Origin of the sequence: Flavobacterium panici (genome assembly GCF_024499525.1) — a bacterium.
GTDB classification, from domain to species: domain Bacteria; phylum Bacteroidota; class Bacteroidia; order Flavobacteriales; family Flavobacteriaceae; genus Flavobacterium; species Flavobacterium panici.
This window is the reverse complement of sequence record NZ_CP100437.1, coordinates 4,389,911-4,414,290: the sequence shown is the minus strand read 5'-3', so window position 1 is coordinate 4,414,290 and position 24,380 is coordinate 4,389,911. Positions and strand designations below refer to the sequence as shown.

Below are 24,380 nucleotides of genomic sequence, written 5' to 3'. Positions count from 1 at the left end.
TTTACAGCGCTTTCACCGTTTCAACAAAAGTACTTTTTTTATCAATAATTCCCAGATCAAATAATTGATTTTGAATTTTGATAAATGCTTTTTCACTTAAATGTTTTTGTGACCATTGTGTTAGTTTCAGCCATTCCTGAATATCTTCAACTTTTTGATTGAATAATTCGGCTAAAGTCTTGTCAATATCAGGAATCTGCGCAAAATCATGCGTTGTTTTATTAATAACTTCCAATACTTTTTCAACGATTTTTGGATTCTTTTTCAAGAATTCATCACGAACCGTTATTACAAATGAAGGCCAAGGAGTAGGGCAGTCGCCAACACGCCTGAAAATTCCCTGGTCAACCAGCGGTTTTGTCATAAAACGTTCCCACATAAAATAATCTGCAGTTTCGTTTGTCAGGGCTTCTACAGCGCCGTCAATAGTATTAATAATTTCAAATTGAAGCTTGTCGCTGTTCCAGCCTTGTTCATTTGCATTTACATAAGCCATTAATTGGGAACCTGAACCAATTCTTGAAATCGCAACTTTTTTGTTTTCTAAATCTTTTACAGTTTCGAAACCTGATTTTGCTGCAACGTGAATGCCCCAAATTAAAGGTGACTGCACATAAATCTGAACAATTTTACTTGGGTTTCCTGCCGTAATATCTTTTACAATTCCTTCTGTCAAAATAACGGCCATATCAGCTTCGCCGTCACGCAGCATCTGACACATTTTTCCGGTACCTTCAGGAACGTTTTTCCATTGTAAATCGATATTTTCTGCTTCAAATTCGCCATTTTCAATGCATAAATGCCATGGCAGATTGAAGTGTTCAGGAACACCTACAATTTTTACAGTTTTCATTATAGTTTAAGTTTAAGTTAAGTTTGGTATGCGTATTCTTAAGTTTGTAAGTTTAGTTTTTTATTAAATCAGCCCTGTGTTTGTCTGAAAGGCAAGGTTCTGCATATTGAATAATTTCCTGAGATTCGTATTCGTTTAAAATACTTCTCACAATCGAATAATCAACATCGCGAACCACTTCTACAGAAAGAAAATTTTCATTTAATCCTTCTGATAAACAATTTATTGCCTTTAGTTTTTCTCTGATAATTTCCTTGTCAAATCCTTTCTCTAAAATAATCACCTGAACAATTGAATTTCCTGAATTTTCAATTGTTTCTTTATAAACCAGGCGATCTTCCTCTTCATCAAATTCTGCATAAAATAAATCATCAGTAGCAATCAACGGCCCGAAAAATGGAATATTATCTAATTTAAAAAGTCCTTTTTCTAAATCTACAATTTCGGCCCACATCGTTTCTGAAACTGTTTCTTCTAAATAATCACTGTAATATTTAAATAATATTTTTTTATGTGTTTCCTGCATTATTCTATTTCGTTTATTATGGCTTTTAAGGATGATATTACAATGCGATAACCATCCGGATCCTGGATCATTTTTCCGTTCTCGTTCCAAAACGGATTAGCTGCAGTTATCGTTGCAATATTATGGTGTATAAGCTTATTTATTAATTCATTGTAATCTGAAATTGTTTTGGGATAAAGCACAATTACATCGTCTTCATCAAAAGAATGATTGGCTTTTTCATTGGATTGTGTAAACTCAAAATGCCAGTCTAAACCTGATTTTCCAATAAAAATTCCATCGTAATTATTGTGTTTTTCAAAACCTCCCAATTGTTCAAAACCGAGAATATCAACGTAAAAATCTTCAATTCTCTTTAAATCATTCGTATGTCTGGCTACTCTTAAAAACATTATTCAAGTATTTTAATTAGAAATATAAAAATTATGAACAAAATTATTCCTGCCATATAGTTTTTCTGAATCGCTGTAAATCCATTTTTATCTACAGTTGTATCGTCATTAAACCAATAGTAATCCAATTCTTTAGGAAACTTTTCTTCAATTAAAATATTTAACAATTGAAAAAAGCACCATCTAAATATGCCTCCAATTCCGCATATAAACCTACCTAATGTCCTTGAGAATATGTGATCCATTAATTCCCAGCCAGTTTATTCAATGTATAAGTAATCAATTCATCAACAGCTTTATAAGGATCTTCACTAAAAGTTCCCGAAGCACGGTTGGCAATAATTGCATTTAAAGATAAGGCATTATGTCCTAAAAGAGAAGAAAGCCCATAAATTGCTGCTGTTTCCATCTCAAGATTAGTAATACGATTGTCATTAAAATCAAAATTATCCATTTTATTGTTTAATTCTTCATCCTGAATATTCAATCTCAAAACACGACCCTGCGGACCATAAAATCCTCCGGCTGTAGCGGTTATTCCTTTAAAAATTTTATCAGACTCGATAATTTTTTCCAGTTTCTCTGAACACGGAATCACATAAGGTCTTCCTTTTCTAATATCCCAGTTGGTGTGAAGAATAAAAGCATCTTCAAGAGCCGTATTCGAAACTTCGTCAATTAAATAGGAGCGAAGCATGTTATCTAATCCAAGTCCGAATTTTGACATTACAAAACTGTCAACAGGAATATCAGCCTGCAAAGAACCAGAAGTTCCAATTCTAACAATATTTAAAGAAGTCAATTTTTCTTTTGGCTGACGTGTTTTTAAATCGATGTTTACCAAAGCATCTAATTCGTTTAAAACAATATCAATATTATCAGGCCCAATTCCGGTTGACATTACAGAGATTCTTTTTCCTTTGTAAATTCCCGTTTGGGTTTTAAATTCTCTTTTTTGTGTCGAATATTCAATCGAATCAAAAAACTGAGTAATTTTTTCAACTCTATTTTGGTCTCCAACAAAAATAATATCGTTGGCAATATGTTCAGGACGAAGGTTTAAGTGGTAAACACTTCCGTCTGGATTAAGTATTAATTCTGATGCTTTTATCATTTCTTTTTTAGGTTCTAAGGTTCTGAGGTGCAAAGGGACAAAGGTTTTCTGTAGAGGCGCACAGCTGTGCATCTATAAAATTCCATAATTTAAATTCCAAATTCCAATTACTCAAATTTACACAAAGCTTTGCGAACTTTGCATTTTACAAAAATCCAAATTATAAAAATTCTTAGCGAGCTTTGCGTTAAAATAAAAAATTGGAATTTGGAATTTAAATTTTGGAATTTTTATCCCCCAACACGCTTCGTTTTAAATCCTTTTTCTTTTAAAATTGCCATAATTTTGTCGCGGTAATCGCCCTGAATGATGATCGAATCATCTTTAAAAGTACCGCCAACGCTCAATTTTGTTTTGATTTCTTTGGCTAATACTTTAAAATCTTCATCGCTTCCTTCATAACCTTCAATTATAGTAGTTGGTTTTCCTTTGCGTTTTTCAAATTTACAGATCATAGGTTCTTTCTGTACATACAAAACATGATCCTGCTCCTGAATTTCCTCAGGTTCATTTGATTCTTCGTGATCTGGAAATAAGTTTTTTAACTGATCTTTTAAGTCCATATTTTTTTATTCTAAAAATAAATTTCAACCATAAAGGTATTTAAAAATTAAATTCCAAACTCCAAGAAAAGCTTGGAATTTGGAATTTTAATATTAGAATTTATTTAATTTTTATTTCTTGATTAAACCTAATTCTACCAAACGTTCGTGTAAAAACTCGCCCGCTGAAATATCTTCATATTTCTTAGGATGTTCTGCATCAATACATTTATCTAAACAATCCAAACGCATATCGCTTACCGGATGCATAAAAAACGGAACTGAATAACGAGAAGTTCCCCATAATTCTCTAGGCGGATTTACAACCTGGTGAATTGTAGATTTAAGTTTATTATTAGTATGTCTTGACAACATATCGCCCACATTAATCACTAATTCGTCGTCTGCTGCAATAGCGTCAATCCATTCGCCATCATGGTTTTGAACCTGAAGTCCTTTACCTTGCGCTCCCATTAACAAAGTGATTAAATTAATATCACCGTGAGCCGCTGCACGAATTGCATTTTCTGGTTCAGAAGTAATTGGAGGATAATGAATTGGTCTTAAAATAGAGTTTCCTTCTTTTGCATAATCATCAAAATAAAACTCATCAAGTCCAAGGTGTAAAGCCAAAGCTCTTAAAACATAAATTCCTGTTTTTTCAAGCATTTGGTAAGCCTCTTTACCAACTTCATTAAAACGAGGCAATTCTTTAACTTCTACATTTTCAGGATATTCTGAAGCCCATTTAGAGTCTTGGTCAACATACTGGCCAAAATGCCAGAATTCCTTCAAATCTCCCTCTTTACGTCCTTTAGCATGTTCTTTTCCAAAAGAAACATAACCTCTTTGACCGCCAATTCCGGGAATTTCATAATTATGCTTAGTTTCTACTGGCAAGGCGAAAAATTTTCTAATTTCACCATAAAGTTCGTCTACCAATTTGTCATCTAAGAAATGACCTTTTAAGGCAACGAAGCCAATGTTTTCAAATGCACTGCCGATTTCATTTACAAATTTTTGTTTACGTTTCGGGTCGTCCGAAAGGAAATCACGTAAGTCTACACTAGGAATGTTTTGCATACTTTACATTTTTATTTAAGAAAAAAAGGCGCATTAAGCCTTTCAATAACAAAGGTAGAGAATATTTTATATTTGAATTTTATAAATTACCATAAAATTTAGTTTTATATCCAATTTTTAATACAAATTCTGAATTAAAATTTTAAAAACTGAAAAATTAATGCATTTATTTTTTGTAGCTAAAATATTATAAAAAATACTGGTCTGACGAAAAAATCCGATTATATTTGTGTTCGCTTTTTTTAAACCGAAAACTGCAAATTATTTTCTATTTTTATAGAATTAATGATATGCGTTTTTAAATTATTTAACAATTAGATGTAAAATTGTTATATTTTTTTATATTTGAAAAACTAAACTTACTACAAAAATGATCTTTTACAGAGAAAACCTGACTGACGAAAAATTACTAGATTTATATAAAAAAATCCTGAAACCGCGCTTGATCGAAGAGAAAATGCTTATTTTAATTCGACAAGGAAAAGTTTCAAAATGGTTTTCAGGAATAGGCCAGGAAGCTATTGCAGTAGGTGTTACATCTGTTTTAGACGAATCTGAATATGTATTGCCAATGCACCGAAACCTTGGTGTGTTTACAACCCGAAATATTCCATTGCACCGACTTTTTTCGCAATGGCAGGGAAAAGCAAACGGTTTTACAAAAGGCCGTGACAGAAGTTTTCACTTTGGAACTCAGGAATACAATATTATAGGTATGATTTCGCATTTGGGTCCGCAATTAGGAATTGCTGACGGAATTGCGCTGGCCAATAAACTTCAGGACAATAAAAAAATCACAGCGGTTTTTACCGGAGAAGGCGCAACAAGCGAAGGAGATTTTCACGAAGCATTGAATATTGCAGCAGTTTGGAAACTTCCGGTTATGTTTGTTATCGAAAACAACGGCTACGGACTTTCTACACCAACAAACGAACAATATTTATGCGAAAACCTTGCCGATAAAGGAATTGGTTACGGTATTGAAAGCTGGATTATTGACGGAAATAATATTATTGAAGTCTACAACAAACTATCGAAGTTAAAACAGGAAATGATCGATAACCCGCATCCGGTTTTATTAGAATTTAAAACATTCAGAATGCGCGGGCACGAAGAGGCGAGTGGAACAAAATACGTTCCGCAAGAATTGATGGATGAATGGGAAGCTAAAGATCCGGTTACCAATTATAGAAAATATCTAACAGAAATTGGAGTTCTTACCGAAAAACTGGACGAACAATTGCGTGCTGAAATCAAGCTGGAAATTGATGAAAACTGGGCAATGGCAAATGCCGAACCTGAAATAGAACCAACTTACAGCGGAGAATTAGATGATGTTTATAAAGATTTTGAATATGAGGAATATACTCATGGCGAAGAAGTAAAAAATATTCGTTTTATAGATGCTATCCGAAATGGTTTAGAACAATCTATGTGGCGTAATAAAAACTTAGTCATAATGGGGCAGGACATTGCTGAATATGGTGGAGCTTTTAAAATTACAGATGGATTTGTTGATGCTTTTGGAAAAGATCGCGTTCGAAATACACCAATTTGCGAAAGTGCCGTAGTTTCGGCTGCAATGGGATTATCCATCAATAATTACAAAGCCATTGTCGAAATGCAGTTTGCTGATTTTGTTTCGACAGGTTTTAATCCAATTGTCAATTTATTAGCAAAGTCACATTATCGCTGGGGCGAAAAAGCCGATGTTGTCGTTAGAATGCCTTGCGGCGGCGGAACACAAGCTGGGCCGTTTCATTCGCAGACAAATGAAGCCTGGTTTACTAAAACTCCGGGTTTAAAAGTTGTTTATCCGGCATTTCCTTATGATGCAAAAGGTTTATTAAATACCGCCATTAACGATCCAAATCCGGTTTTGTTTTTTGAACACAAACAATTATACAGAAGTATTTATCAGGACGTTCCAACAGATTATTATACTATTCCGTTTGGGAAAGCGGCTTTATTAAAAGAAGGAAATGCGGTAACCATTATTGCTTTTGGAGCTCCGGTTCACTGGACTTTAGAAACTTTAGCCAATAATCCTGAAATCCATGCTGATTTAATTGACTTAAGAACTTTACAGCCGCTTGATACCGAAACTATTTTTGCTTCGGTTAAAAAGACTGGAAAAGCTATTATTTATCAGGAAGATACTATGTTTGGCGGAATTGCCAGCGATCTTTCGGCTTTAATTATGGAAGAATGTTTCGAATATTTAGACGGCCCTGTAAAAAGAGTAGCTAGTTTAGATTCACCAATTCCGTTTACAAAAGCTTTAGAAGATCAATTTTTAGCTAAAAATCGTTTCGAAGAAGTTTTATTCGAGTTACTGAGATACTAAGATTCTAAGTTGCTAAGATATTGAGGTTCTAAGATGCTAATATTAGATCTGAGTTTAAAAAAACTTAGAATCTCAGCATCTTAGAACCTTAGCAGCTTTAAATAAGAACTACTAATCTTTTCCCATCAGAAACTTCTGCGTTCCACATTTTTTCAATATCGACTAAATTCACTTTCTCGATATTTACTTTTAGTTTGTTTTGAGAAGCCAGAAGAAACATTTCAGGAAGAATTTCTAAAAACAACAATTTGACTTCGTCTCTTGTCCAGCTTCCTAAACCTGAACCCGACAATTGCAAATCAACGCTTCGTAAAATTTGAGCAGATAATTGAATGGTGTCGCCAGACATTGAACCTACAGAAACATATCTCGTTTTAGGAGTAAAATTTCCGTTTCCTTTTAAAACCGAAAGAATCAATTCTGCCGAATGTCCCCACAAATAATCCAAAACAATATCAATTGGTGTATTTTGATGAATTTCTTTAAGCTTCGACACAAAACTTTTATCATCCTGTTTTAAAGAAACAATTTCGTCAGCACCCAATTCTAAAAGACTTTGAAGCGTTTTTTCGCTTCTTCCCGTAACAATTATTTTTTTTGCTCCATAATGTTTCGCAATCTGAATAGCCATCTGACCCGTAAAACCAGTTGCGCCATTAATTAAAACCGTTTCTCCTGGTTTTATTCCGGCTCTAAATCGAAGCGCCATTGCCGAACCTGCAACTGCGTTAGGCATTGCTGCGGCTATTGCATCTTCAATTCCGTCTGGCAATGCGACCATTCTGTTTTTCTCGACTAAAGCTTTTTCGGCTATTGTACCGGAAATCCCTCGAGCATAAACTCTCGTTCCGTTTTCGAGTAAACCAACGGCGTCACTGCCAATTACAAATCCGTTTTGATTTTCATTTTCAGAAGAATAATGTTCTCCACTTGCAATTCCTTTATCGAGATTGGTAATCGCTACAGCTTTAACCGAAATTAAAACTTCATTTTCATTTGCTGAGACTGGTTCTTGGAATTCTGCATATTTTGGCAATTCGCCTTTTTTATAAACTACTGCTGCTTTCATAATTTTAAATATTAAATTTTATGAAGCAAAATTATAGGGCTGTTTATGGACAAACGATAACATTTGTTATCAAATGAAATAAGAAACAATTATCAAGTTTTTTTTAAACCATATAAGTTATATAAGTTAATTTAAGTCTAGCTTATATTTCTTATATAACTTATATGGTGAAATTTTAATTATTTTTTGTGAACCAGTTTACTTTTGATTCGGCTTAAATGAACTGTGCTTACGCCAAGATAAGAAGCAATGTAATGTTGCGGAACTCGCTGCACAATTTGAGGTTTTTCTTCAATTAAACTGAGATAACGTTGAGTAGGGGAGTCTTTTATGAAAGAAAAAAAGTGTTTCATATAATCAAATGTTCTTTGAAAAAGCATATTGATTAACCGATCCCGAAGTTCCGGGATTTCTTTTATTTCTTCCAAAATTGTATCGACATCATTTTTAGAAATCCACCATAAAACAGAAGGTTCGATTGTTTCCACTACAACCGGACTTGGAAATTTTTTAATGAAACTTTCGATAGAAGCAACACTTTGATTTTCGAAAAAAAACTGCGAAGTCAAATCTTTTCCGTTATTATTAAACCAAACCCTGATACAGCCTTTTTCGATTATAAAAAGCTTTTTAGAAACTTCGCCTTCTTCAATCAAAACCGTTTTAGCAGGAACTTCAATACGATTGAAATAACTCGTGTATTCGTTCCATTTTTCATCAGTTAAGGGGAATTTATTTCGGAATTGGTCGAACATTTTTTTTTAATTATAATTCCCAAAAATAGCTTACTGCTTTTATTAAAATTACTATTCCAATATAATAAAGAATCACACTATAACCCGTATCAAGGAAAATAAACAAAAGTAAAAAAGACAGATGTGGATATGCATCAACAAGTATTTTATATACCCTTTTTATTTTTACATCTTTAAATTCATAAAGAATAGATTTGTGTCTAGCATCATTAAAATACATAAAATTTAGAGTTAATACAACTATCCCAAAAGCACAACAACTGTAAAAAGCAATATTATTAAATGACCTAAAAAGTAAAGAATAGACACTTAAGATATTTATAAAAATAATAAGAGACAGCAATCCTGCGGATGAATATTCTGCAGATGTTTTATTTGTTTTTGAAATAGTTTCATAAGTACGAAAGTACAGGTAATGGTATGCTTTAATCATTAGTATTATTTAGAATCAGATTCAACCTCAAACAACTGCACCTGACTTTTCAATCTGTCAATTAATAAATTCATCATTCGTTTGTTTAAACTCGATGAATTCTGAATATAAGTTTCATATTCTTCAATAGTAAAAAGTGCCATTACAATTCCTTTTAGGGAATTACGGAACTTAATATCTTTTTGAATGGAATTTTCTATAGTCTGCAGTTTCTTCTCAACAGAATACGAATAAAAATCAGCTTTGTTTTTATTGACATAATTAATAAAAACCGCAATAAACAAATCGTTCTGAAGTTTTAAAATAGGCCTAATCGTCTGATTTTGAAAGATCTCATCTGGAGAAGACTGAGCACTTACAGTTCCTAAAGTTTCGCCTCTTAATTCTCTTAAAAAAGTGTCTCTATCTGCCATGTTTTTTCTTTAAATTTAGAAAAAATCTTTTAATAAATTATATTTAATACATTTATTAAATATTAATTTCACTTAAAAATCAGCATCATGAAAAACAAGTCAATTATACTGACCGTAATTCTTTTGATCATTGCATCAGGAAATTATTTTAGAAGTAATTCTTTATCAAATATTCGTAATGTAGATTTCCTTTCTATTTTTGCCATTGGAGTATTATTTGGTGTTCTCTTAGTTCAAATTTTTCAATTAATAAAAAAGAATTAACTGTTTAAAAAGTTAACCATATAAGTTATATAAGAAAATTTAAGTTTTATTCTAACGAACTGAATAATTGTATGGTCAAAATTAAGCTTTAATTTAAATGAACTTATATAACTTATATGGTTCAAAAAAAATACTTATGAATATAAAATCTTTTCTTTTTTTCCTGTTGATATTGGCTGGTATAGTTTCCTGCAATTCAAAAGAAGATAAAAATGGTTATCAGGAAGTTTTGTATCGCGCCGTAAATAATAAAGACACCGCAATTTTGGCACTTAATATAAGTGACAAACGCTTTTTCGGTCGTTATGAAATATCTTATTATAAAGTAGGGAAGGATTCCGGCGATGTAAGAGGGGATATAAACGGAAATACTTTAAGAGGTGATTTTCATTATATATCAAACGGTGGAACCTGGAAAAGAGTGCCTTTAGCTTTGCTTAAAAAAGAAAATAAACTGATTCTTGGAAATGGAGTAGTGGGAACTTACTTTAATCTTCCGTGCTTTATTGACGGAACTTTGAATTATAAAGACCCTAAGTTTGTTTTTGAAGAAATTAAAAGATAGTATTCAGTCGCAGTCTCAGTTTTCAGTTTTTTACTGAGACTGTGACTGAGTACTGCGACTGAAAACTTACCTATTCAAAACCCCAATCTGCGAAGGAAGTTCAAATATTTCAAGATCGAAATAAATAACCGACGCCATAATGTGATCGAAAATATCAGACATTATATATTCGTAATTTGCCCAGCGTTTATCGCTTGAAAAAACATAAATTTCTAATGGAACTCCGTGTGCAGTTGACTGCAGCTGTCGACACATAATATGCATATTTTTATTTAACCCAGGATGGTCTAATAAATACTGCATAATGTATTTTCTAAACAAACCTAAATTGGTCATATTACGACCGTTAAGAGACAATGATTTATCGATTCCCCGATGAGCATTGTACTTTTCAATTTCAGCTTGTCTGGTTTCAATGTAAGAGGTAATAAGCTGAATTCCTTTCATATGATTCAGGTCATCATTATTCAGAAAACGAATACTGCTGCTTTTAATCAAAATATGTCTTTTAATACGTCTTCCTTCAGAATTCTGCATGCCGCGCCAGTTCTGGAAAGAATCAGAACTTAAAGCATACGTTGGAATCGTGGTAATGGTATTATCAAAATTTCGAACTTTTACGGTCGTTAAATTGATTTCAATTACATCGCCATCGGCACCAAATTTATCCATTGTAATCCAGTCGCCAATACGAACCATATCGTTTATGGCAACCTGAACACTCGAAACAAATCCTAAAATTGTATCTCTGAAAATCAAGATGATAATAGCAGAAAGAGTTCCCAGAATGGTTAATAATTCGCCTCTTTTGATTCCGAATAAAGTCGAAATAATCATCGCGACACCAAAAATCCAAAGCACAATCATAATAACCTGAATGAAACTGTCGATAGGTTTGTCGCTATATTCCGGTTTTTGCTTTAAATAATCACGAAGCGCATTAAAAATCGTTCTGATAATCCATAAACTGATCAAAACGATATAAATACCAACGATTTTTCCAAAAAGCGATTCCCAATATTCGTATTTGTCCAGAATAATAGGTACAGCTTTATAAATAAAGAAAAATGGGATTAAATACGCGGTGTATTTTGTGGTTTTATTGTGAACTAGATAGTCGTCAAACTTTGTTTTGGTGCGCTGGGCAAAAATGGCCGTCAACGTTACCAAAACAAATTTTGCGACATAATAAATGGCATAAGCCAAAGCCACCATAATGGCAATATTAAAAATCAGACTAATATAAGACGCAAAATTGCGGCTCATTCCCCAATGCCTGAAAAGAGGGTATAAAAAATTGAATATTTTATCCAAAAGGTTAAGCATTTGCTTTAGTTTCTAAATATTTTTTCTCGATGTAGAAAGTTCCAAACGGAATAAGAGAAGCGATTAGTATAATTGCAAATGTTTTTAAATCCCAGTTTTGAGATTTTTTCAATAAAAAAGCCAAAACAATATAACCTATAAATAACACACCGTGTGTCATTCCTAAAGGTCTTAATAAAGTATGGTAAAGTTCTGGATTGTTAGTTTTAATAATAAGCATATTGGCAAATAAAACTAAATATGAAATTCCTTCTAAAATAGCGGTAACTTTAAAAATCTTAAGCATGTAGATATATTTTGAGATTATAGCAGCAAAATTAAGTATTAGGATTGGTTTTTAAGTTATGTCTCAGGAAAGTAATTTACTTTTGTAATCTTAAACTTTGATAATGAGCAAGCGCGATTTAAAAAAATATTTAACCGAACTGAGCAAAGAGCAACTCGAAGAACAGCTTATTGAGCTGTATGAAAAATTTGCTCCGGTAAAAGTGTATTACGATTTTGTTTTTAACCCAAAAGAAGATAAACTTTTGCAGGAATCTAAGGTTAAAATTTCCCATGAATATTTTCCCGTAAAAAAGCCCAATGCAAAATGGCGCCCAAGAGCAAAAATGCGTCGTTCTGTGGCACAAAAAATCATCAAACATTTTATAATGTTAGGCGTTGATCCATTTATTATTGCCGATTTGATGTTTTACAATATCGAAATTGCCCAAACTTATTCTGCCAACAACTACATTAAGCAGGAATTATTTTACAAAAGCATTTTTAATTCGTTTGAACAAGCAGTAAATTTTGTCATTTCTAACGGAATCATCGCTGAATTTAAAGCAAGGATTGACGCAATTCACCAGCAGACTTTGCAGCAAAAATGGAAAAATAAGTATGATTTTGAAGCAATTCTGGATAAAATCGACTTTTAAAAACACTTCCTATAAAAAATCTTATTTAAAAAAATCATTTATTTTAGGTTAAAATAAGATGAATAACTGTTTTTTAGATGTATTTTTGCAAAAATCCAAAAATAAACAATGTCTCAAAACACTTTAGAAATAGAAAGAGAAGAGAAAAAAGAACTTTATGCATACCAAAAAGGCGATATTGATGCCATTTTTGACCGCTTAGACAATGCTCCTCCAAAACATCATTTATTGTATCAACTGCCTACCGGAGGCGGAAAAACAGTAATTTTCTCTGAAATTGTACGTCGTTATTTATCTAATAATGACAAAAAAGTGGTTGTTTTAACACACAGAATCGAGCTTTGCAAACAAACTTCAAAAATGTTGAAGGGCTTTGGCGTAAGCAATAAAATAATCAATAGTAAAGTAAAAGAATTACCGGACCAAAATGATTATTCTTGTTTCGTGGCGATGGTTGAAACTTTAAAAAACCGTATCAACGACGAGAAACTGCACCTTGACAATATTGGTTTGGTAATTATTGACGAGGCACATTACAATTCATTTAGAAAACTATTAAACTCATTTAAAAATGCTTTTATTCTTGGAGTAACAGCAACACCTTTGAGTTCAAACATAAAATTACCAATGCACCAAAGCTACGACGAACTTATCGTTGGGGACACAATTGGTTCATTGATCGACAAAGGATTTTTGGCGAGAGCAACAACCTATAGTTATGATGTTGGTTTGACTTCATTAAAAGTGGGTATCAACGGAGATTATACCGTAAAATCATCTGATGATTTGTATACCAATTCTTTAATGCAGGAAAAATTGCTTCATGCTTATACAGAGCGTTCTTTAGGCAAGAAAACTTTAATTTTCAATAACGGTATTCATACATCATTATATGTATACGATACTTTTAGAGAAGCGGGTTACGATATTCGTCACCTTGATAATACAAGCAGTTCTGAGGAGCGTAAAGATATTTTGGCTTGGTTTAAGAAAACTCCGGATGCGATTTTGACTTCTGTCGGAATTTTGACAACTGGTTTTGATGAACCAACTGTTGAGACTATTATCTTAAACAGAGCAACAAAATCATTGACATTATATTTCCAGATGATTGGTCGTGGATCTCGTAAATTACCTGGTAAAGATGAATTTACAGTAATCGACTTAGGAAACAATGCCGCTCGTTTCGGTTTATGGAGCGAACCGGTAAACTGGCAGCACATTTTTAAATCTCCAGAATTTTATTTGGAGAATCTTAGAGACGATACTGAGATTGAAATGTTCTTTAAATACAGTATGCCTCCAGAATTAAGAGCAAAATTCAGCAAAACTGCTGATGTTACTTTTGATGTTGAAGAGGAACACAAACTGGCGATTAAGCAAAATTTACGTTCGAAAATTGTTTTAGATAAATCGCTTGAACAGCACGCCGCAATGTGTGTTGACAATACAGAAACGCTTCAGGAAGCAAAAGCTTTATCAAGAGAATTAGAAGACGATATCGAATGCCGAATTAAACGTTACGCAAAATGTTTAAGTCAGTGTAGTAAAAACTACCGCGAATGGCTTCTGGACGATTACAAGCAAAGATTGACCTTATTAGTAGGTAAAAAATACCGCGAAAAAATCATGAACGAACCAGATTGATTTTAGAATTGTTTCAAGTTTTAGGTTTCATGTTTCAAGTTGTTGGAATCTAAACATAATATAATTTAGAAAGGAGAAATTGCGATTTAATGTGATTTCTCCTTTTGTCAAACTTATCAGGCTTCTGTGCAACTTGAAACATGAAACCTGAAACAAAAAAAACTAAAAATATGTCTAAACAATTCTCAACATTAGGACTTTCAGCGCCAATTTTAAAAGCTTTAGGCGAATTAAACATTGTTGAACCTACTGAAATTCAACAAAAAACAATTCCGCTTTTATTATCTGAAAACCACGATGTTGTTGGTTTAGCCAAAACCGGAACCGGAAAAACTGCGGCTTTTGGACTTCCTTTATTACAATTAATTGATACGGAATCTCCTGTAGTTCAGGCTGTAATTTTAGTTCCAACAAGAGAATTAGGGTATCAGATCTTTAGAAATTTAGAAGATTTTTCAAAATATATTCCAAATATTTCAATCGCGGCAACTTGCGGTGGAATCCCGATAAAGCCTCAAATTGAGCGCCTTACATCGCCAACACACATTATAGTGGCGACTCCGGGACGTTTAATCGATTTGATTCAAAGAAAAGCAGTTGATTTAAAACAAACGAAATTTTTAGTTTTAGATGAAGCCGATGAAATGGTTTCGATTTTAAAAGAAAGCCTTGACGAAATTCTGGCTGAAATCCCTAAAAAACACCGCACTTTATTATTCTCGGCAACTTTACCGGGAACAATTAAGCAATTGGTTCAGAATTACTTAAACAAAAATGTAGTTCAGGTAAGCGCCAATATGGAAACTGTTGGTAACCAAGGAATAGATCACGAATATATTGTAGTTGATCCAATTGAAAAATTAGATGTATTAATGCATTTTTTAAATTCAAAAGATGGAGAACGCGGTATTATTTTCTGTAAAACAAAAGCTGCCGTTAATAAACTGGCTAAAAATTTGGCGATAAACCGTTTTTCTTCGGGAGCGATTCACGGAAGTTTATCACAGGGAATTCGTGACAGAATCATGGAACAATTCCGCGAAGGACATATTAATACTTTAGTTGCCACCGATTTAGCAGCGAGAGGAATCGACGTAAAAGAAATCTCTTATGTTGTAAATTACCATTTACCGGATGCTTACGAAACGTATGTTCACCGAAGCGGAAGAACTGCCAGAGCAGGAGCAAAGGGACTTTCTTTAACTGTTTTACAAGAAGAGGAAGTGGCAGAAATTGCTGATTTTGAAAGAGAACTGGGACTTAAATTTACTAAATTCCAAAAACCGTCTGCCTTAAGTATTGAAGAAAACAATACACTTTTATGGGCAAAACAAATCTTCAAAACGAAACCTAATCACGATATTTCGACTGATTTAAAAACGAAAGTAAAAACCGTTTTTCATCATCTTACAAAAGAGGAACTGATTGAGAAATTGTTAGCCAATTACGTATTGCAAAACAAAATTGAAGTAACAGAAAAGCCTGTTAAAAAATTCAAAAAGTAAGACTTAAAGCTTCTAAATCTGCTGATTTATGTTGTATTTTTATAAGGAATTTAAACCCTGAAATACAGCAAAATTAGAATGGAAGATATTCAAATAAATAAGATTACACTTGACGGTATTGACCAATTACAAAAAATTGGCCGACAAACTTTTTATGAAACTTTTTCAGAATATAATTCTGAAGAAAACATGCAAACTTATCTTGATGAAAAGTTTTCTAAAGAAAAATTAACGGAAGAACTAACGAATAAAAAGTCTGAATTTTATTTTGCTGTTCTCGACAATAACGCAATTGGTTATTTAAAAATAAACTTCGGAGAATCGCAGACTGAACTGCAGGACGAAAAATCCCTTGAAATCGAACGTATTTATGTTTCAAAAGAATTTCACGGAAAAAAAGTCGGACAGTTGCTTTATGAAAAAGCGATTCAAATTGCCAAAGAAAAGAACGCTGACTATGTTTGGTTAGGAGTCTGGGAAGAAAATCATCGCGCTTTAAGTTTTTATAAAAAGAATGGTTTTGTCGAATTTGACAAACACATTTTTAGACTTGGAAACGATGAACAGACTGATATTATGATGAAACTTAAATTGACTGAATAATTCTCAAAAAAGGAAAAGAAAACTTAAGTTTGAGTTTCATATTTGGAATTAAAATGTTAAATTTATGGAACTGCTAAGGCAAAAACAGTTTTACTCATAAATCCTACATAATAAAACAATACGTATGAATATAGTCATTATAGGAGGTGGTTTTGCAGGAATAAATCTCGCAAAAGAACTTGTAAATCATCCTCAAATACAAGTAACCCTTGTCGATAAAAACAATTATAATTTTTTTCCTCCGCTTATATATCAGGTTGCAACCGCTTTTTTAGAACCATCAAGTATTAGTTATCCTTTTAGAAAATTTTTCGCTGGTAAAAAGAACCTTCAGTTTCGTTTAGGTGAGTTGCTTTCTGTAGTTCCCGCCGAAAATAAAATCATTTTGAGCAACGGCGAATTATCATACGATTATTTAGTTTTTGCAACAGGTGCCGAAACGAGTTATTTTGGCATGGAAAACGTAATGAAAAACGCAATCCCGATGAAAACCTTAAATGATGCCATCGAAATGCGAAATGCATTGCTTAAAAACCTTGAAAAAGCCGCTATTACCAAAGATATTCGTAAACGACGTAAATTATTAACGATCGTTGTTGCCGGAGGCGGACCAACTGGAGTTGAAGTTTCTGGAATGTTTGCCGAAATGAGAAAAAATATTCTGTTGAAGGAATATCCGGAATTAGAAACATCTGCGAGTAATGTTTATTTGGTAGATGGAGGAGATGCTCTTTTAGCACCAATGAGCAAGGAATCTCAAAAAGATACTCTCGAAGCGCTTACAAAACTTGGCGTTGTTGTAAAACTGCATACTCGTGTTGTTGATTATGTTGATGATACGGTGCATTTTGAAAATGGAGAAACAATCAAAACCAAAAACCTAATTTGGGCGGCTGGAGTTTCTGCGAAGCTTTTTGATGGAATTCCAAAGGAAAGTTACGGCCGCGGCCGACGTATGGCTACAGATCAATATAGTAAGGTAAATGGTTTAGATAACATTTATGCTATTGGTGATACTGCAATTTCTGCAGGTGATAAAAATTTTCCAGACGGACATCCGCAAGTTGCACAAGTTGCAATTCAGCAAGGATTAAATTTGGCTAAAAACTTTAAGGCAATGACTCAAAATAAACCTTTGAAACCATTTGCTTATAATGATAAAGGTTCAATGGCGATTATTGGGAAAAACAAAGCCGTAGTTGATTTACCAAGTCCAAAATGGCATTTTAAAGGATTCTTTGCATGGGTTATCTGGTTGTTTATTCACCTGATCTCCTTAATTACATATAGAAACAGGATTAATACATTTTGGAATTGGATGGTTGCGTATTTCGCCAGAGATCAATCTCTTAGAATGATTATTAGACCTGATAAGAAACAACAATTGGAATAAAGTTTTAAATTCCAAAATTTTTAAATTCCAAATTCCAATTATCGGAGTTTGGATTTTTTTTTGAGTGAGCTAAACCGGACAGGTTTTAAAAACCTGTCCGGTTTCTTGTAGAAGATCCACAAAGTATTGTCATTTCGACTGAAAGAAGAAATCGCACACGAAACTCCGCAATCTAAATCTCCAATCTTTGTCGATATTCTAGTGCGATTTCTCCTTTCAGTCGAAATGACAAACTGTTAAACATAAAAAAGCCAGAATCAAAGATTCTGGCTTTTTTTTATTTTATAATCCAATTGGAATTTGGAATTTTAAAAATTGGAATTTAAGTATTTAGTGTCCCACAACCACATCATCACTTTCAGCAATCTCAACTTTATTTTTAATAAAACGTTTTCCGATATTTAAAACTACAAAAGCAATAATTGTAGTAACGGTCATAATAAGAACCATTGGCGCTACAGAATCTTTAACAAAAATTCCGACAGCAAATGAAGCTAAAGCTCCCAATCCTAATTGAATAGCGCCCATTAAAGCGGAAGCACTTCCGGCATTTTTAGCAAATGGAGCCATTGTAAGTCCTGCAGTATTTGGATTTGAAATTCCTAAACAACCCAGGAATAAAAACAACATTACGATTGTTGAATACAAACTTAATAGATTGTTTACCGAAAGGATCAGGAATACAATTGTAATTAAAGATTGCAAAATTAAAGCAGCAAAAATCATTTGTTCGCTGGAAAATCTTTTCAATAAAACCGAATTCAACTGACTCGAACCAATAAAACTAACCGACATAAAAGCAAAAATCCATCCGTATGTTTTAGCGTCAACATGGTAAATATCCATAAAAATGATAGGTGAGGCCGCTACATAAGTAAATAATCCCGAAAAAGCGATTGCTCCCGTAAATGCATACGTATAAAACTGAGGCTCTTTAAGGACTTTTAAAAAGTTAGAAATTATAGGTTTTGGTTTTAAAGAAATAGAATGATCTGGTTTATAACTATTTGGCAAACCAACTTGAGCAGCAATTAAAATAGTAATTCCCATACAAAATAGTATAAGAAATACAATATGCCAGCCAAAATCCTGAGTTACATAACCGCCAATTGTGGGCGCCAGCATCGGCGAAAGCCCTAAAACAAGCATCAATAAAGAGAATACTTTAGGAATATCTTTTACAGGAAATAAATCACGAACCATCGCAACCGAAGCAACTGTTGCAGCACAACTGCCAATAGCCTGAATAAAACGTAAAAAGATAAATGAGTCAATATCAGCAACGTATACACAGCCTAAAGAAGCTAAAATATAAACCATTAAACCCACAAATAAAGGTTTTTTACGTCCGAAACGGTCTAATAAAGGTCCGTAAAGTAATTGTCCTGCTGAAATTCCGATAAAATAACTCGACAAACTCATCGAAACTTTTGCTACAGATGTATTTAAATCCTTAGCAATATCAGAGAAACCAGGCAGATACATATCAATTGAAAAAGGGCCAAGTGCAGTTAAAGAACCTAAAATAAGTATAAGTTGAATATATTTTTTTGTTGTCATTTTCTTAAAATATTGCTTTTAATTTCGTGCAAAGATAAATATTAACTATCTTGTTGTAAATAATAATTACTTTAATTCAAAAATGGTTATTATATAACGTTTCGAAAATGTTTTGAAACATTAACTATAAAATTTAGATTATGAAAAAATTCACTTTACTATTAGCACTTATTTTTACAACAATTTCTTTTGCTCAAACTATTTCATCAAAACAGGAAGATGCAAATGTGGAGCAATATGCATTACTAACAAAAGTAAATCAATATTATCCGGATATTACTTTAAGCAAAACGATCACAAATTTTTATGCTGATGGAAAAATTATTGATTCACAGCAGCAATTTGATTTAAAAGGAACAAAATTTTCAAGTTATAAACTTGGAATTGAACCAGACAATAAAAAACTATTGTTTGAATATGTTTCTGATGAAACTGGAAAAGTTTACGGGGACGTTTCACTTTTTAACGGAAATGTGCTGAGAACAACATTTACTGAAAAGACAAATCAAATTGAAGTTTCACTTAACGGAAAATCGGTTTATTTGAAAAAATTAAATTAAATTTTCAAATACGCGAAATATAAAGCATCACAATTCTGTGATGCTTTTTTCGTTTATATTTGAATCAAATTCTGCATATTTAAAATTTATGAAAAAAATTATTTTATTTCTGATTCTTATAAGCTTTCAATCATATTCACAAACCAATAAATTTACCGGCACATGGGGATCAGAAAAATGCAAAGACTGTAAAAAACAATATGTTTTTACCATAACAATGGCACAGTCAAATTATATGATTTCAGGAACTGCAGAAGTTACAAGCGATTCTAAAGAATTAAATTCGGGAGTTTTGGATATTACGGGATATGTTTATCCATTGGGCGACACGGCTCAAATAAAACTGATAAACAAAGACGGATCAAGTTCAAGTGCAGTTTTAGTAGTAGAAGATAATGTCATTCAATTTAGAAAACGAGGCGGAAATGATTTAGTTCCTAAAGAATTAATTATGAAGAAATTATACGAATAATGTCGTAGTAATTTATTTTTTTACTTTCCCTGTATCAACTTTTCTAACTTATCTTGAAGCATTGCATATACATGATGTATAGTGCAAATAATTTAATTTCACTTTGTCAATTGCTATAAAAGAATAAATAATTATACTTTAATTAGGTTATGTCGCTTTCCTTATTTATATTCGTTATAAATAACATAAAAACATATAAAGATGGGCTTTGAAAAATTTACAAGTAACAGAAAAATATGTTACATTAAAAAAGATGAAGTAGTGCATTTTGGCGAAAAACCAAATGAAGAATGTGTAATCACTTTAAGAGGAGGTATTCAAATTGATGTTCAAGAGAATATAGAATTTTGCGAAAAAGTTTTTAGGGTTAATCAACCAAAACCTGAACCAATAAAGCAAACAAAGAGTACAAGAGAATTAGGTATCAACTATTAAATTAAATAAGCCTTTGTAAATTAATACAAAGGCTTATCTATTATATAATGTCTATAGTAAACAATTTCTTTACTTTCCCTGAATCAACTTTTCTAACTTATCAATCATTTCTTTTTGCTGCTGCAGCATACGCTCGTAAAGCTCAACCATTTTATCTAAAGGATTGAATGTGCAATTGAAGTTTGCCTGTGCGCCATCTGTAAAAGTATTCGCAACAGCGCTATCGTGGAAAGTACTTGCTATAATATTAATTGCAGAATCTTCATCAAAATTCTCGATAGCTTCAACAGGCACTTTAAGAATTTTAGCCACTTGATCTAAAATATTATTTTCAATCAATTCTTTTTGCTCCAAAAGAGAAATTTTCTTTTGATTCCATTCTTCGCCCAATTCAAAGGCAAGTGCTTCCTGTTTAATACCTAACATTTCACGGAAACGTTTTATATTTCTACCTTGATGTATTATTTTATCTGTCATGTTGCGATCTGTCATAAATGTCAAATATAGGATTTTTACTTAAAATAATTAAGACATATAAAGGTTTAAATTAAAAATAGAAATTGTGACGTATCGAGAGCTTTAAAAGTTAAACAAGGAATTGAGAAATTTCTATTATAGAAATTGAAATTTCACTCAACGGAAAATCCGTTTATTTGAAAAAAATAAAATAATTTTCCAAATATGGAAAATTTGAAGCATTACATATACATGATGCTTTTTTATTTGAACGCGTATAAATTCCTTATTTGAAATTTGAAAATTTTATTTTTCAAATATGAGAAATTTTAAGGCAATAAAATGATACGAATTCAAATCAATATAAATCTCATATTTGGAATAAGATAAATTATTTTTTGAGATATGAGATTCTGAAACAAGAGATAAGTCTATGAATAGAAAGAGAATACAAATAATAAAGCCTTGCCAGCCGCTAATTAGACATATATACTTTTGAACTATAATTTATAGTATGACTTGTTTTATTCGAATTATTTTTTATCTTTGTCATAGATTTATATCAATGAGAGGCGAGCTGTTCCACCAGCGTTTGAGCCTCTTTTTTTTATGCGTTAATTTTTAGAAATCTCCGGCGATTTTATCCGTTTACAAACGGATAGCTTCAGGTGTAAATTACCAACCTTGTTTTGTTCTTCCTCGATTTGTAAAATTCGGTTTAGAATCTATAAAGTCGCCATTCTTATAATAACACAGCACAGCCCTGCTACGTCTTACATAAACCAAAATATAATCCCAAATAATACCCTTTTTATTGAGCCATTGAGTGTAAGCATAGATTGAGTGTACATATTCAGTAAATAGCCGTTTTTCATTATTCAGATACACCTGTACTGAATAATCGTTTTTATTATTAAACTCTGACATGCCAATTATGGGTTAGAGATAAAAAAAAATAAAAACAAAAAAGATAGTACCGAAAAGACGGCACTATCTATAATATAGTTGGTTAAATGTGTCATGATACTTGATTTATATCGCCGAGAGAGGTATTCCACTACCTATAATCTCTCCTTGAAGTTTTGCCAAATATACATATTATTTTGAATTTAAGGTATTTCGAGTTGAAAAACTTTTGTTCGCTTCCCGTTTAGTGCATTTTCAAAGAAAACATACGTAGGTATATCGTCACTAGAAACCAAGTTTTTATTTGTAAATACAAGGGTCTGAATAGTAGCATAATAAAGCCTTTGTACATCATTCCAGTAAAAACCGTCACCGTCGACCTCGCTTCCAATTTTCTCATAATTAACACCATCATAACTCAAATAAACGTTAGTTAATGTATTCGGTAAATCTTCATGCTGCGGAAAAACCAAAACATTACCTTCATCATTGTAATAAAAAACATCTTCATCATAAATGATAATGTCAGGAACATCAATAGGACACAAAGGAGTTAAATAAGTGTTTTGTTTCCTGAAATCATGATCTTTTAAAGTACTCATGTCCGTAAATTCGGAAGCCATGATTAAACGTTCAGTATCAGTAAAATCGATGCATCTGTGTGGCTCTTTTATAAAATTGATTCCTTTTCTTAAATTACAAAAAACCAAGTCTTCTGGAATCCTGATCGGAGTATCTAAAATAGCAGTCTTTATCGTTCTTATCTGATAATTTCTATTTAAATAGTATAATGTGTACATAATTGTTTTTGTTTAAATTAAAGCCAGTTATAGCCCTTAGATTTATAATATTTTGCCATTTCCTTATACTGAGAATCAGAAAGATATTTAATAATATCATTTCTTAAATTCTTAGATTTAGTAGCAGTTTTAAAATACATTTCTTCCAAAATTGGAAATGTACCAGTATGCTTCTTAAGATAAGACATTGCGGTCTTTTCATCCTCAGTCATAGCACTAATGTTATATAAGTCGATCATTCCGCCTAATAAAACATGGTTATCGTCAACGTTTGTTCCAAATGCTTCGGCAATTTTAAAAGATGACGCCAAAATATCGTCCATTGTCTTTTTAGGTAACGTCGGATATTTCTTTTTTATAGCTTCAAATTTAGACTTTGTTATAACAGGGTCTGCCTTAGAATTTTCATTTGCGTTTTTTACCTTTTCAGCTTCAAGATTCGTATTTCTAACACTCTCAATCAGGTTTTTAATATACTTGTAAGCAAAGGGAAATACAAGAAAAAGAGCAATTAAAAAAATCCCGTACTTCTTAAAGAACGGGATTACAGCAGTATCTAAGAAGCTACGTTTTTTCGTAGTATATCTCATTATTTCTGATTTTGTTTAATTTTTGTGTAAATAAAATAAGCAGCTAAAAGTCCTGCTACGATAAGAATCGCTTTTGTATTGTTCTGATAAAATTCTTTCAATTTTTCCATTTTGATTTATTTTTTAAATTGTTACGGTTACGCAGGTATAAAAAAAAAGCCCAATTGTAATAACAGCAGGAATAATGTACTGTTTTGCTAGTGCCAGTTTATCTATTGTAACCTTTAAATTGATTGTTGATACATCACCAAGCATTGTAATTGCTTTTACGATATCAGTATCAGTTACTAACTTGTGATCTTTTCCTAATTCGACCTGCAAAATTGCTCTTACAAGCTTTAAGAGAAACTTTGTATTAATTTCTGTAAGTTTTTGCGTAGGAGTGACCCCCAGTGTTTTAGCAACAGAATTAATATAAGAATCTGTATCGTTGTTATCGCTTTTAGGTGCATATTCTGAAATTAAGAGTTTGACAGTATTTTTACCTTTGTTAATGTCATGGATTAAATCCTTAAGCATTGCTCTAAGACCCCAATAAACATTTTCAAATTGTTCGAAACCTTTTCCCGTATTTTGTGACAGCGGAATTTTACCCTGCCAAGCAATATTTGTAGTTCTTAAGTTACCCGGATTATTATTACGTAATCCGAGTGCAACTTTAGGATTGTTCAGAAATGACTTCGACATCTTTTACGTCTTTTTTAGGTTCGTCAAAATTCAATTTCGAAAACTCATCATGTGCGAATTGAATTACTTTGACAGCTACCGCAATGACAGCACCATATTTAACAATAATTTTAAGAACGTTTGTAATCGTACTAATACCTTTCATATTTTTTAGTTTTTAA

29 protein-coding genes are annotated in these 24,380 nt (G+C 32.3%); 11 read left to right on the top strand and 18 right to left on the bottom strand.

What is annotated here, in order from left to right:
* Nucleotide 1 precedes the first annotated feature (1 nt).
* The 6 genes from NLJ00_RS18625 to NLJ00_RS18600 all read right to left on the bottom strand — a co-directional run bounded on the left by NLJ00_RS18625 (nucleotide 2) and on the right by NLJ00_RS18600 (nucleotide 4,510).
* Nucleotides 2–853 carry a substrate-binding domain-containing protein gene (locus NLJ00_RS18625; protein WP_256634933.1) on the bottom strand — a complete coding sequence of 284 codons (852 nt, stop codon included), beginning with the start codon at nucleotides 851–853 and terminating at the stop codon, nucleotides 2–4.
* 52 nt (nucleotides 854–905) lie between these two features.
* Nucleotides 906–1,379 carry a DUF4265 domain-containing protein gene (locus tag NLJ00_RS18620; RefSeq protein ID WP_256634932.1) on the bottom strand — a complete coding sequence of 158 codons (474 nt, stop codon included), beginning with the start codon at nucleotides 1,377–1,379 and terminating at the stop codon, nucleotides 906–908.
* Nucleotides 1,379–1,771, bottom strand: a complete 393-nt coding sequence (locus NLJ00_RS18615; protein WP_256634931.1) for a VOC family protein — start codon at nucleotides 1,769–1,771, stop codon at nucleotides 1,379–1,381. The genes NLJ00_RS18620 and NLJ00_RS18615 overlap by 1 nt, the downstream gene beginning before the upstream one ends.
* A 244-nt stretch (nucleotides 1,772–2,015) precedes the next feature.
* Nucleotides 2,016–2,885, bottom strand: coding sequence for a nucleoside phosphorylase (locus NLJ00_RS18610; protein WP_256634930.1), 870 nt, complete (start codon nucleotides 2,883–2,885; stop codon nucleotides 2,016–2,018).
* A gap of 230 nt (nucleotides 2,886–3,115) precedes the next feature.
* Nucleotides 3,116–3,448 carry a translation initiation factor gene (locus NLJ00_RS18605; RefSeq protein WP_180861779.1) on the bottom strand — a complete coding sequence of 111 codons (333 nt, stop codon included), beginning with the start codon at nucleotides 3,446–3,448 and terminating at the stop codon, nucleotides 3,116–3,118.
* 111 nt (nucleotides 3,449–3,559) lie between these two features.
* Nucleotides 3,560–4,510 carry an isopenicillin N synthase family dioxygenase gene (locus NLJ00_RS18600; RefSeq protein WP_256634929.1) on the bottom strand — a complete coding sequence of 317 codons (951 nt, stop codon included), beginning with the start codon at nucleotides 4,508–4,510 and terminating at the stop codon, nucleotides 3,560–3,562.
* Nucleotides 4,511–4,880: 370 nt separating this feature from the next.
* Here NLJ00_RS18600 and NLJ00_RS18595 point away from each other — a divergent pair, with 370 nt between their 5' ends.
* Entirely contained in the window at nucleotides 4,881–6,857 is a 1,977-nt protein-coding gene (locus NLJ00_RS18595) for an alpha-ketoacid dehydrogenase subunit alpha/beta (RefSeq protein WP_256634928.1), read from the top strand.
* A 97-nt stretch (nucleotides 6,858–6,954) separates the two neighbouring features.
* On the opposite strand, the gene NLJ00_RS18590 is transcribed toward NLJ00_RS18595, so the two are convergent.
* The 4 genes from NLJ00_RS18590 to NLJ00_RS18575 form a co-directional block, all read right to left on the bottom strand.
* Nucleotides 6,955–7,926 carry a quinone oxidoreductase family protein gene (locus NLJ00_RS18590; protein WP_256634927.1) on the bottom strand — a complete coding sequence of 324 codons (972 nt, stop codon included), beginning with the start codon at nucleotides 7,924–7,926 and terminating at the stop codon, nucleotides 6,955–6,957.
* Between the two features lie 179 nt (nucleotides 7,927–8,105).
* Nucleotides 8,106–8,681 (bottom strand): Crp/Fnr family transcriptional regulator, encoded by a 576-nt coding sequence (locus NLJ00_RS18585; protein ID WP_256634926.1) that lies wholly within the window; start codon nucleotides 8,679–8,681, stop codon nucleotides 8,106–8,108.
* A gap of 10 nt (nucleotides 8,682–8,691) precedes the next feature.
* The gene (locus tag NLJ00_RS18580) at nucleotides 8,692–9,114 is read right to left on the bottom strand and encodes a hypothetical protein (RefSeq protein WP_256634925.1); all 423 of its coding nucleotides are present in this window, start codon (nucleotides 9,112–9,114) and stop codon (nucleotides 8,692–8,694) included.
* Nucleotides 9,115–9,119: 5 nt separating this feature from the next.
* The gene (locus NLJ00_RS18575) at nucleotides 9,120–9,527 is read right to left on the bottom strand and encodes a glyoxalase (protein WP_180861771.1); all 408 of its coding nucleotides are present in this window, start codon (nucleotides 9,525–9,527) and stop codon (nucleotides 9,120–9,122) included.
* Between the two features lie 87 nt (nucleotides 9,528–9,614).
* Between NLJ00_RS18575 and NLJ00_RS18570 the strand changes: the two genes are divergently transcribed.
* Together NLJ00_RS18570 and NLJ00_RS18565 are read left to right on the top strand one after the other, a co-directional pair.
* Nucleotides 9,615–9,791: a hypothetical protein gene (locus tag NLJ00_RS18570; protein WP_180861770.1), complete on the top strand. Its 177-nt coding sequence runs from the start codon at nucleotides 9,615–9,617 to the stop codon at nucleotides 9,789–9,791.
* 136 nt (nucleotides 9,792–9,927) lie between these two features.
* The gene (locus tag NLJ00_RS18565; RefSeq protein ID WP_256634924.1) at nucleotides 9,928–10,356 is read left to right on the top strand and encodes a hypothetical protein; all 429 of its coding nucleotides are present in this window, start codon (nucleotides 9,928–9,930) and stop codon (nucleotides 10,354–10,356) included.
* A 66-nt stretch (nucleotides 10,357–10,422) separates the two neighbouring features.
* Here NLJ00_RS18565 and NLJ00_RS18560 read toward each other — a convergent pair whose 3' ends face one another.
* Both NLJ00_RS18560 and NLJ00_RS18555 read right to left on the bottom strand, forming a co-directional pair.
* A complete protein-coding gene (locus tag NLJ00_RS18560) occupies nucleotides 10,423–11,682 on the bottom strand; it encodes a mechanosensitive ion channel family protein (RefSeq protein WP_256634923.1) in 1,260 nt (419 codons plus the stop codon).
* Entirely contained in the window at nucleotides 11,675–11,968 is a 294-nt protein-coding gene (locus NLJ00_RS18555) for a DUF3817 domain-containing protein (protein WP_053473186.1), read from the bottom strand. The genes NLJ00_RS18560 and NLJ00_RS18555 overlap by 8 nt, the downstream gene beginning before the upstream one ends.
* A gap of 103 nt (nucleotides 11,969–12,071) precedes the next feature.
* On the opposite strand from NLJ00_RS18555, the gene NLJ00_RS18550 reads away from it, so the two are divergent.
* The 5 genes from NLJ00_RS18550 (at nucleotide 12,072) to NLJ00_RS18530 (ending at nucleotide 17,753) form a co-directional block, all read left to right on the top strand.
* On the top strand, nucleotides 12,072–12,605 hold the full coding sequence (locus tag NLJ00_RS18550) for a DUF6155 family protein (protein ID WP_256634922.1): 534 nt from the start codon (nucleotides 12,072–12,074) through the stop codon (nucleotides 12,603–12,605).
* 108 nt (nucleotides 12,606–12,713) lie between these two features.
* Nucleotides 12,714–14,252, top strand: a complete 1,539-nt coding sequence (locus NLJ00_RS18545) for a DEAD/DEAH box helicase (protein WP_053473184.1) — start codon at nucleotides 12,714–12,716, stop codon at nucleotides 14,250–14,252.
* Nucleotides 14,253–14,422: 170 nt separating this feature from the next.
* Complete coding sequence (locus tag NLJ00_RS18540; RefSeq protein WP_256634921.1) at nucleotides 14,423–15,757, top strand: DEAD/DEAH box helicase; 1,335 nt, start codon at nucleotides 14,423–14,425, stop codon at nucleotides 15,755–15,757.
* Between the two features lie 78 nt (nucleotides 15,758–15,835).
* Nucleotides 15,836–16,360 carry a GNAT family N-acetyltransferase gene (locus NLJ00_RS18535; RefSeq protein ID WP_256634920.1) on the top strand — a complete coding sequence of 175 codons (525 nt, stop codon included), beginning with the start codon at nucleotides 15,836–15,838 and terminating at the stop codon, nucleotides 16,358–16,360.
* Between the two features lie 124 nt (nucleotides 16,361–16,484).
* Nucleotides 16,485–17,753, top strand: coding sequence for an NAD(P)/FAD-dependent oxidoreductase (locus tag NLJ00_RS18530; RefSeq protein WP_053473182.1), 1,269 nt, complete (start codon nucleotides 16,485–16,487; stop codon nucleotides 17,751–17,753).
* Nucleotides 17,754–18,083: 330 nt separating this feature from the next.
* Here NLJ00_RS18530 and NLJ00_RS18525 read toward each other — a convergent pair whose 3' ends face one another.
* On the bottom strand, nucleotides 18,084–19,313 hold the full coding sequence (locus tag NLJ00_RS18525; RefSeq protein WP_256634919.1) for a multidrug effflux MFS transporter: 1,230 nt from the start codon (nucleotides 19,311–19,313) through the stop codon (nucleotides 18,084–18,086).
* Between the two features lie 140 nt (nucleotides 19,314–19,453).
* Here NLJ00_RS18525 and NLJ00_RS18520 point away from each other — a divergent pair, with 140 nt between their 5' ends.
* The 3 genes from NLJ00_RS18520 to NLJ00_RS18510 all read left to right on the top strand — a co-directional run bounded on the left by NLJ00_RS18520 (nucleotide 19,454) and on the right by NLJ00_RS18510 (nucleotide 20,780).
* On the top strand, nucleotides 19,454–19,873 hold the full coding sequence (locus NLJ00_RS18520) for a hypothetical protein (protein WP_180861757.1): 420 nt from the start codon (nucleotides 19,454–19,456) through the stop codon (nucleotides 19,871–19,873).
* Nucleotides 19,874–19,961: 88 nt separating this feature from the next.
* Nucleotides 19,962–20,345, top strand: a complete 384-nt coding sequence (locus tag NLJ00_RS18515) for a hypothetical protein (protein WP_256634918.1) — start codon at nucleotides 19,962–19,964, stop codon at nucleotides 20,343–20,345.
* Nucleotides 20,346–20,546: 201 nt separating this feature from the next.
* The gene (locus tag NLJ00_RS18510) at nucleotides 20,547–20,780 is read left to right on the top strand and encodes a hypothetical protein (protein WP_256634917.1); all 234 of its coding nucleotides are present in this window, start codon (nucleotides 20,547–20,549) and stop codon (nucleotides 20,778–20,780) included.
* Between the two features lie 69 nt (nucleotides 20,781–20,849).
* On the opposite strand, the gene NLJ00_RS18505 is transcribed toward NLJ00_RS18510, so the two are convergent.
* The 5 genes from NLJ00_RS18505 to NLJ00_RS18485 all read right to left on the bottom strand — a co-directional run bounded on the left by NLJ00_RS18505 (nucleotide 20,850) and on the right by NLJ00_RS18485 (nucleotide 24,364).
* Nucleotides 20,850–21,257, bottom strand: a complete 408-nt coding sequence (locus NLJ00_RS18505) for a helix-turn-helix transcriptional regulator (RefSeq protein WP_256634916.1) — start codon at nucleotides 21,255–21,257, stop codon at nucleotides 20,850–20,852.
* A 1,088-nt stretch (nucleotides 21,258–22,345) separates the two neighbouring features.
* Nucleotides 22,346–22,942, bottom strand: a complete 597-nt coding sequence (locus NLJ00_RS18500; RefSeq protein WP_256634915.1) for a hypothetical protein — start codon at nucleotides 22,940–22,942, stop codon at nucleotides 22,346–22,348.
* Nucleotides 22,943–22,959: 17 nt separating this feature from the next.
* On the bottom strand, nucleotides 22,960–23,532 hold the full coding sequence (locus NLJ00_RS18495) for a hypothetical protein (RefSeq protein WP_256634914.1): 573 nt from the start codon (nucleotides 23,530–23,532) through the stop codon (nucleotides 22,960–22,962).
* 123 nt (nucleotides 23,533–23,655) lie between these two features.
* Entirely contained in the window at nucleotides 23,656–24,219 is a 564-nt protein-coding gene (locus tag NLJ00_RS18490; RefSeq protein ID WP_256634913.1) for a hypothetical protein, read from the bottom strand.
* Nucleotides 24,191–24,364, bottom strand: a complete 174-nt coding sequence (locus NLJ00_RS18485; protein WP_256634912.1) for a hypothetical protein — start codon at nucleotides 24,362–24,364, stop codon at nucleotides 24,191–24,193. The genes NLJ00_RS18490 and NLJ00_RS18485 overlap by 29 nt, the downstream gene beginning before the upstream one ends.
* Between the last annotated feature and the right edge of the window lie 16 nt (nucleotides 24,365–24,380).

Excerpts from the sequence above, each read along its gene's own strand:
- NLJ00_RS18625 (WP_256634933.1), bottom strand. The coding sequence starts at position 853 with ATGAAAACTGTAAAAATTGTAGGTGTTCCTGAACACTTCAATCTGCCA.
- NLJ00_RS18620 (WP_256634932.1), bottom strand. The coding sequence starts at position 1,379 with ATGCAGGAAACACATAAAAAAATATTATTTAAATATTACAGTGATTAT.
- NLJ00_RS18615 (WP_256634931.1), bottom strand. The coding sequence starts at position 1,771 with ATGTTTTTAAGAGTAGCCAGACATACGAATGATTTAAAGAGAATTGAA.
- NLJ00_RS18610 (WP_256634930.1), bottom strand. The coding sequence starts at position 2,885 with ATGATAAAAGCATCAGAATTAATACTTAATCCAGACGGAAGTGTTTAC.
- NLJ00_RS18605 (WP_180861779.1), bottom strand. The coding sequence starts at position 3,448 with ATGGACTTAAAAGATCAGTTAAAAAACTTATTTCCAGATCACGAAGAA.
- NLJ00_RS18600 (WP_256634929.1), bottom strand. The coding sequence starts at position 4,510 with ATGCAAAACATTCCTAGTGTAGACTTACGTGATTTCCTTTCGGACGAC.
- NLJ00_RS18595 (WP_256634928.1), top strand. The coding sequence starts at position 4,881 with ATGATCTTTTACAGAGAAAACCTGACTGACGAAAAATTACTAGATTTA.
- NLJ00_RS18590 (WP_256634927.1), bottom strand. The coding sequence starts at position 7,926 with ATGAAAGCAGCAGTAGTTTATAAAAAAGGCGAATTGCCAAAATATGCA.
- NLJ00_RS18585 (WP_256634926.1), bottom strand. The coding sequence starts at position 8,681 with ATGTTCGACCAATTCCGAAATAAATTCCCCTTAACTGATGAAAAATGG.
- NLJ00_RS18580 (WP_256634925.1), bottom strand. The coding sequence starts at position 9,114 with ATGATTAAAGCATACCATTACCTGTACTTTCGTACTTATGAAACTATT.
- NLJ00_RS18575 (WP_180861771.1), bottom strand. The coding sequence starts at position 9,527 with ATGGCAGATAGAGACACTTTTTTAAGAGAATTAAGAGGCGAAACTTTA.
- NLJ00_RS18570 (WP_180861770.1), top strand. The coding sequence starts at position 9,615 with ATGAAAAACAAGTCAATTATACTGACCGTAATTCTTTTGATCATTGCA.
- NLJ00_RS18565 (WP_256634924.1), top strand. The coding sequence starts at position 9,928 with ATGAATATAAAATCTTTTCTTTTTTTCCTGTTGATATTGGCTGGTATA.
- NLJ00_RS18560 (WP_256634923.1), bottom strand. The coding sequence starts at position 11,682 with ATGCTTAACCTTTTGGATAAAATATTCAATTTTTTATACCCTCTTTTC.
- NLJ00_RS18555 (WP_053473186.1), bottom strand. The coding sequence starts at position 11,968 with ATGCTTAAGATTTTTAAAGTTACCGCTATTTTAGAAGGAATTTCATAT.
- NLJ00_RS18550 (WP_256634922.1), top strand. The coding sequence starts at position 12,072 with ATGAGCAAGCGCGATTTAAAAAAATATTTAACCGAACTGAGCAAAGAG.
- NLJ00_RS18545 (WP_053473184.1), top strand. The coding sequence starts at position 12,714 with ATGTCTCAAAACACTTTAGAAATAGAAAGAGAAGAGAAAAAAGAACTT.
- NLJ00_RS18540 (WP_256634921.1), top strand. The coding sequence starts at position 14,423 with ATGTCTAAACAATTCTCAACATTAGGACTTTCAGCGCCAATTTTAAAA.
- NLJ00_RS18535 (WP_256634920.1), top strand. The coding sequence starts at position 15,836 with ATGGAAGATATTCAAATAAATAAGATTACACTTGACGGTATTGACCAA.
- NLJ00_RS18530 (WP_053473182.1), top strand. The coding sequence starts at position 16,485 with ATGAATATAGTCATTATAGGAGGTGGTTTTGCAGGAATAAATCTCGCA.
- NLJ00_RS18525 (WP_256634919.1), bottom strand. The coding sequence starts at position 19,313 with ATGACAACAAAAAAATATATTCAACTTATACTTATTTTAGGTTCTTTA.
- NLJ00_RS18520 (WP_180861757.1), top strand. The coding sequence starts at position 19,454 with ATGAAAAAATTCACTTTACTATTAGCACTTATTTTTACAACAATTTCT.
- NLJ00_RS18515 (WP_256634918.1), top strand. The coding sequence starts at position 19,962 with ATGAAAAAAATTATTTTATTTCTGATTCTTATAAGCTTTCAATCATAT.
- NLJ00_RS18510 (WP_256634917.1), top strand. The coding sequence starts at position 20,547 with ATGGGCTTTGAAAAATTTACAAGTAACAGAAAAATATGTTACATTAAA.
- NLJ00_RS18505 (WP_256634916.1), bottom strand. The coding sequence starts at position 21,257 with ATGACAGATAAAATAATACATCAAGGTAGAAATATAAAACGTTTCCGT.
- NLJ00_RS18500 (WP_256634915.1), bottom strand. The coding sequence starts at position 22,942 with ATGTACACATTATACTATTTAAATAGAAATTATCAGATAAGAACGATA.
- NLJ00_RS18495 (WP_256634914.1), bottom strand. The coding sequence starts at position 23,532 with ATGAGATATACTACGAAAAAACGTAGCTTCTTAGATACTGCTGTAATC.
- NLJ00_RS18490 (WP_256634913.1), bottom strand. The coding sequence starts at position 24,219 with ATGTCGAAGTCATTTCTGAACAATCCTAAAGTTGCACTCGGATTACGT.
- NLJ00_RS18485 (WP_256634912.1), bottom strand. The coding sequence starts at position 24,364 with ATGAAAGGTATTAGTACGATTACAAACGTTCTTAAAATTATTGTTAAA.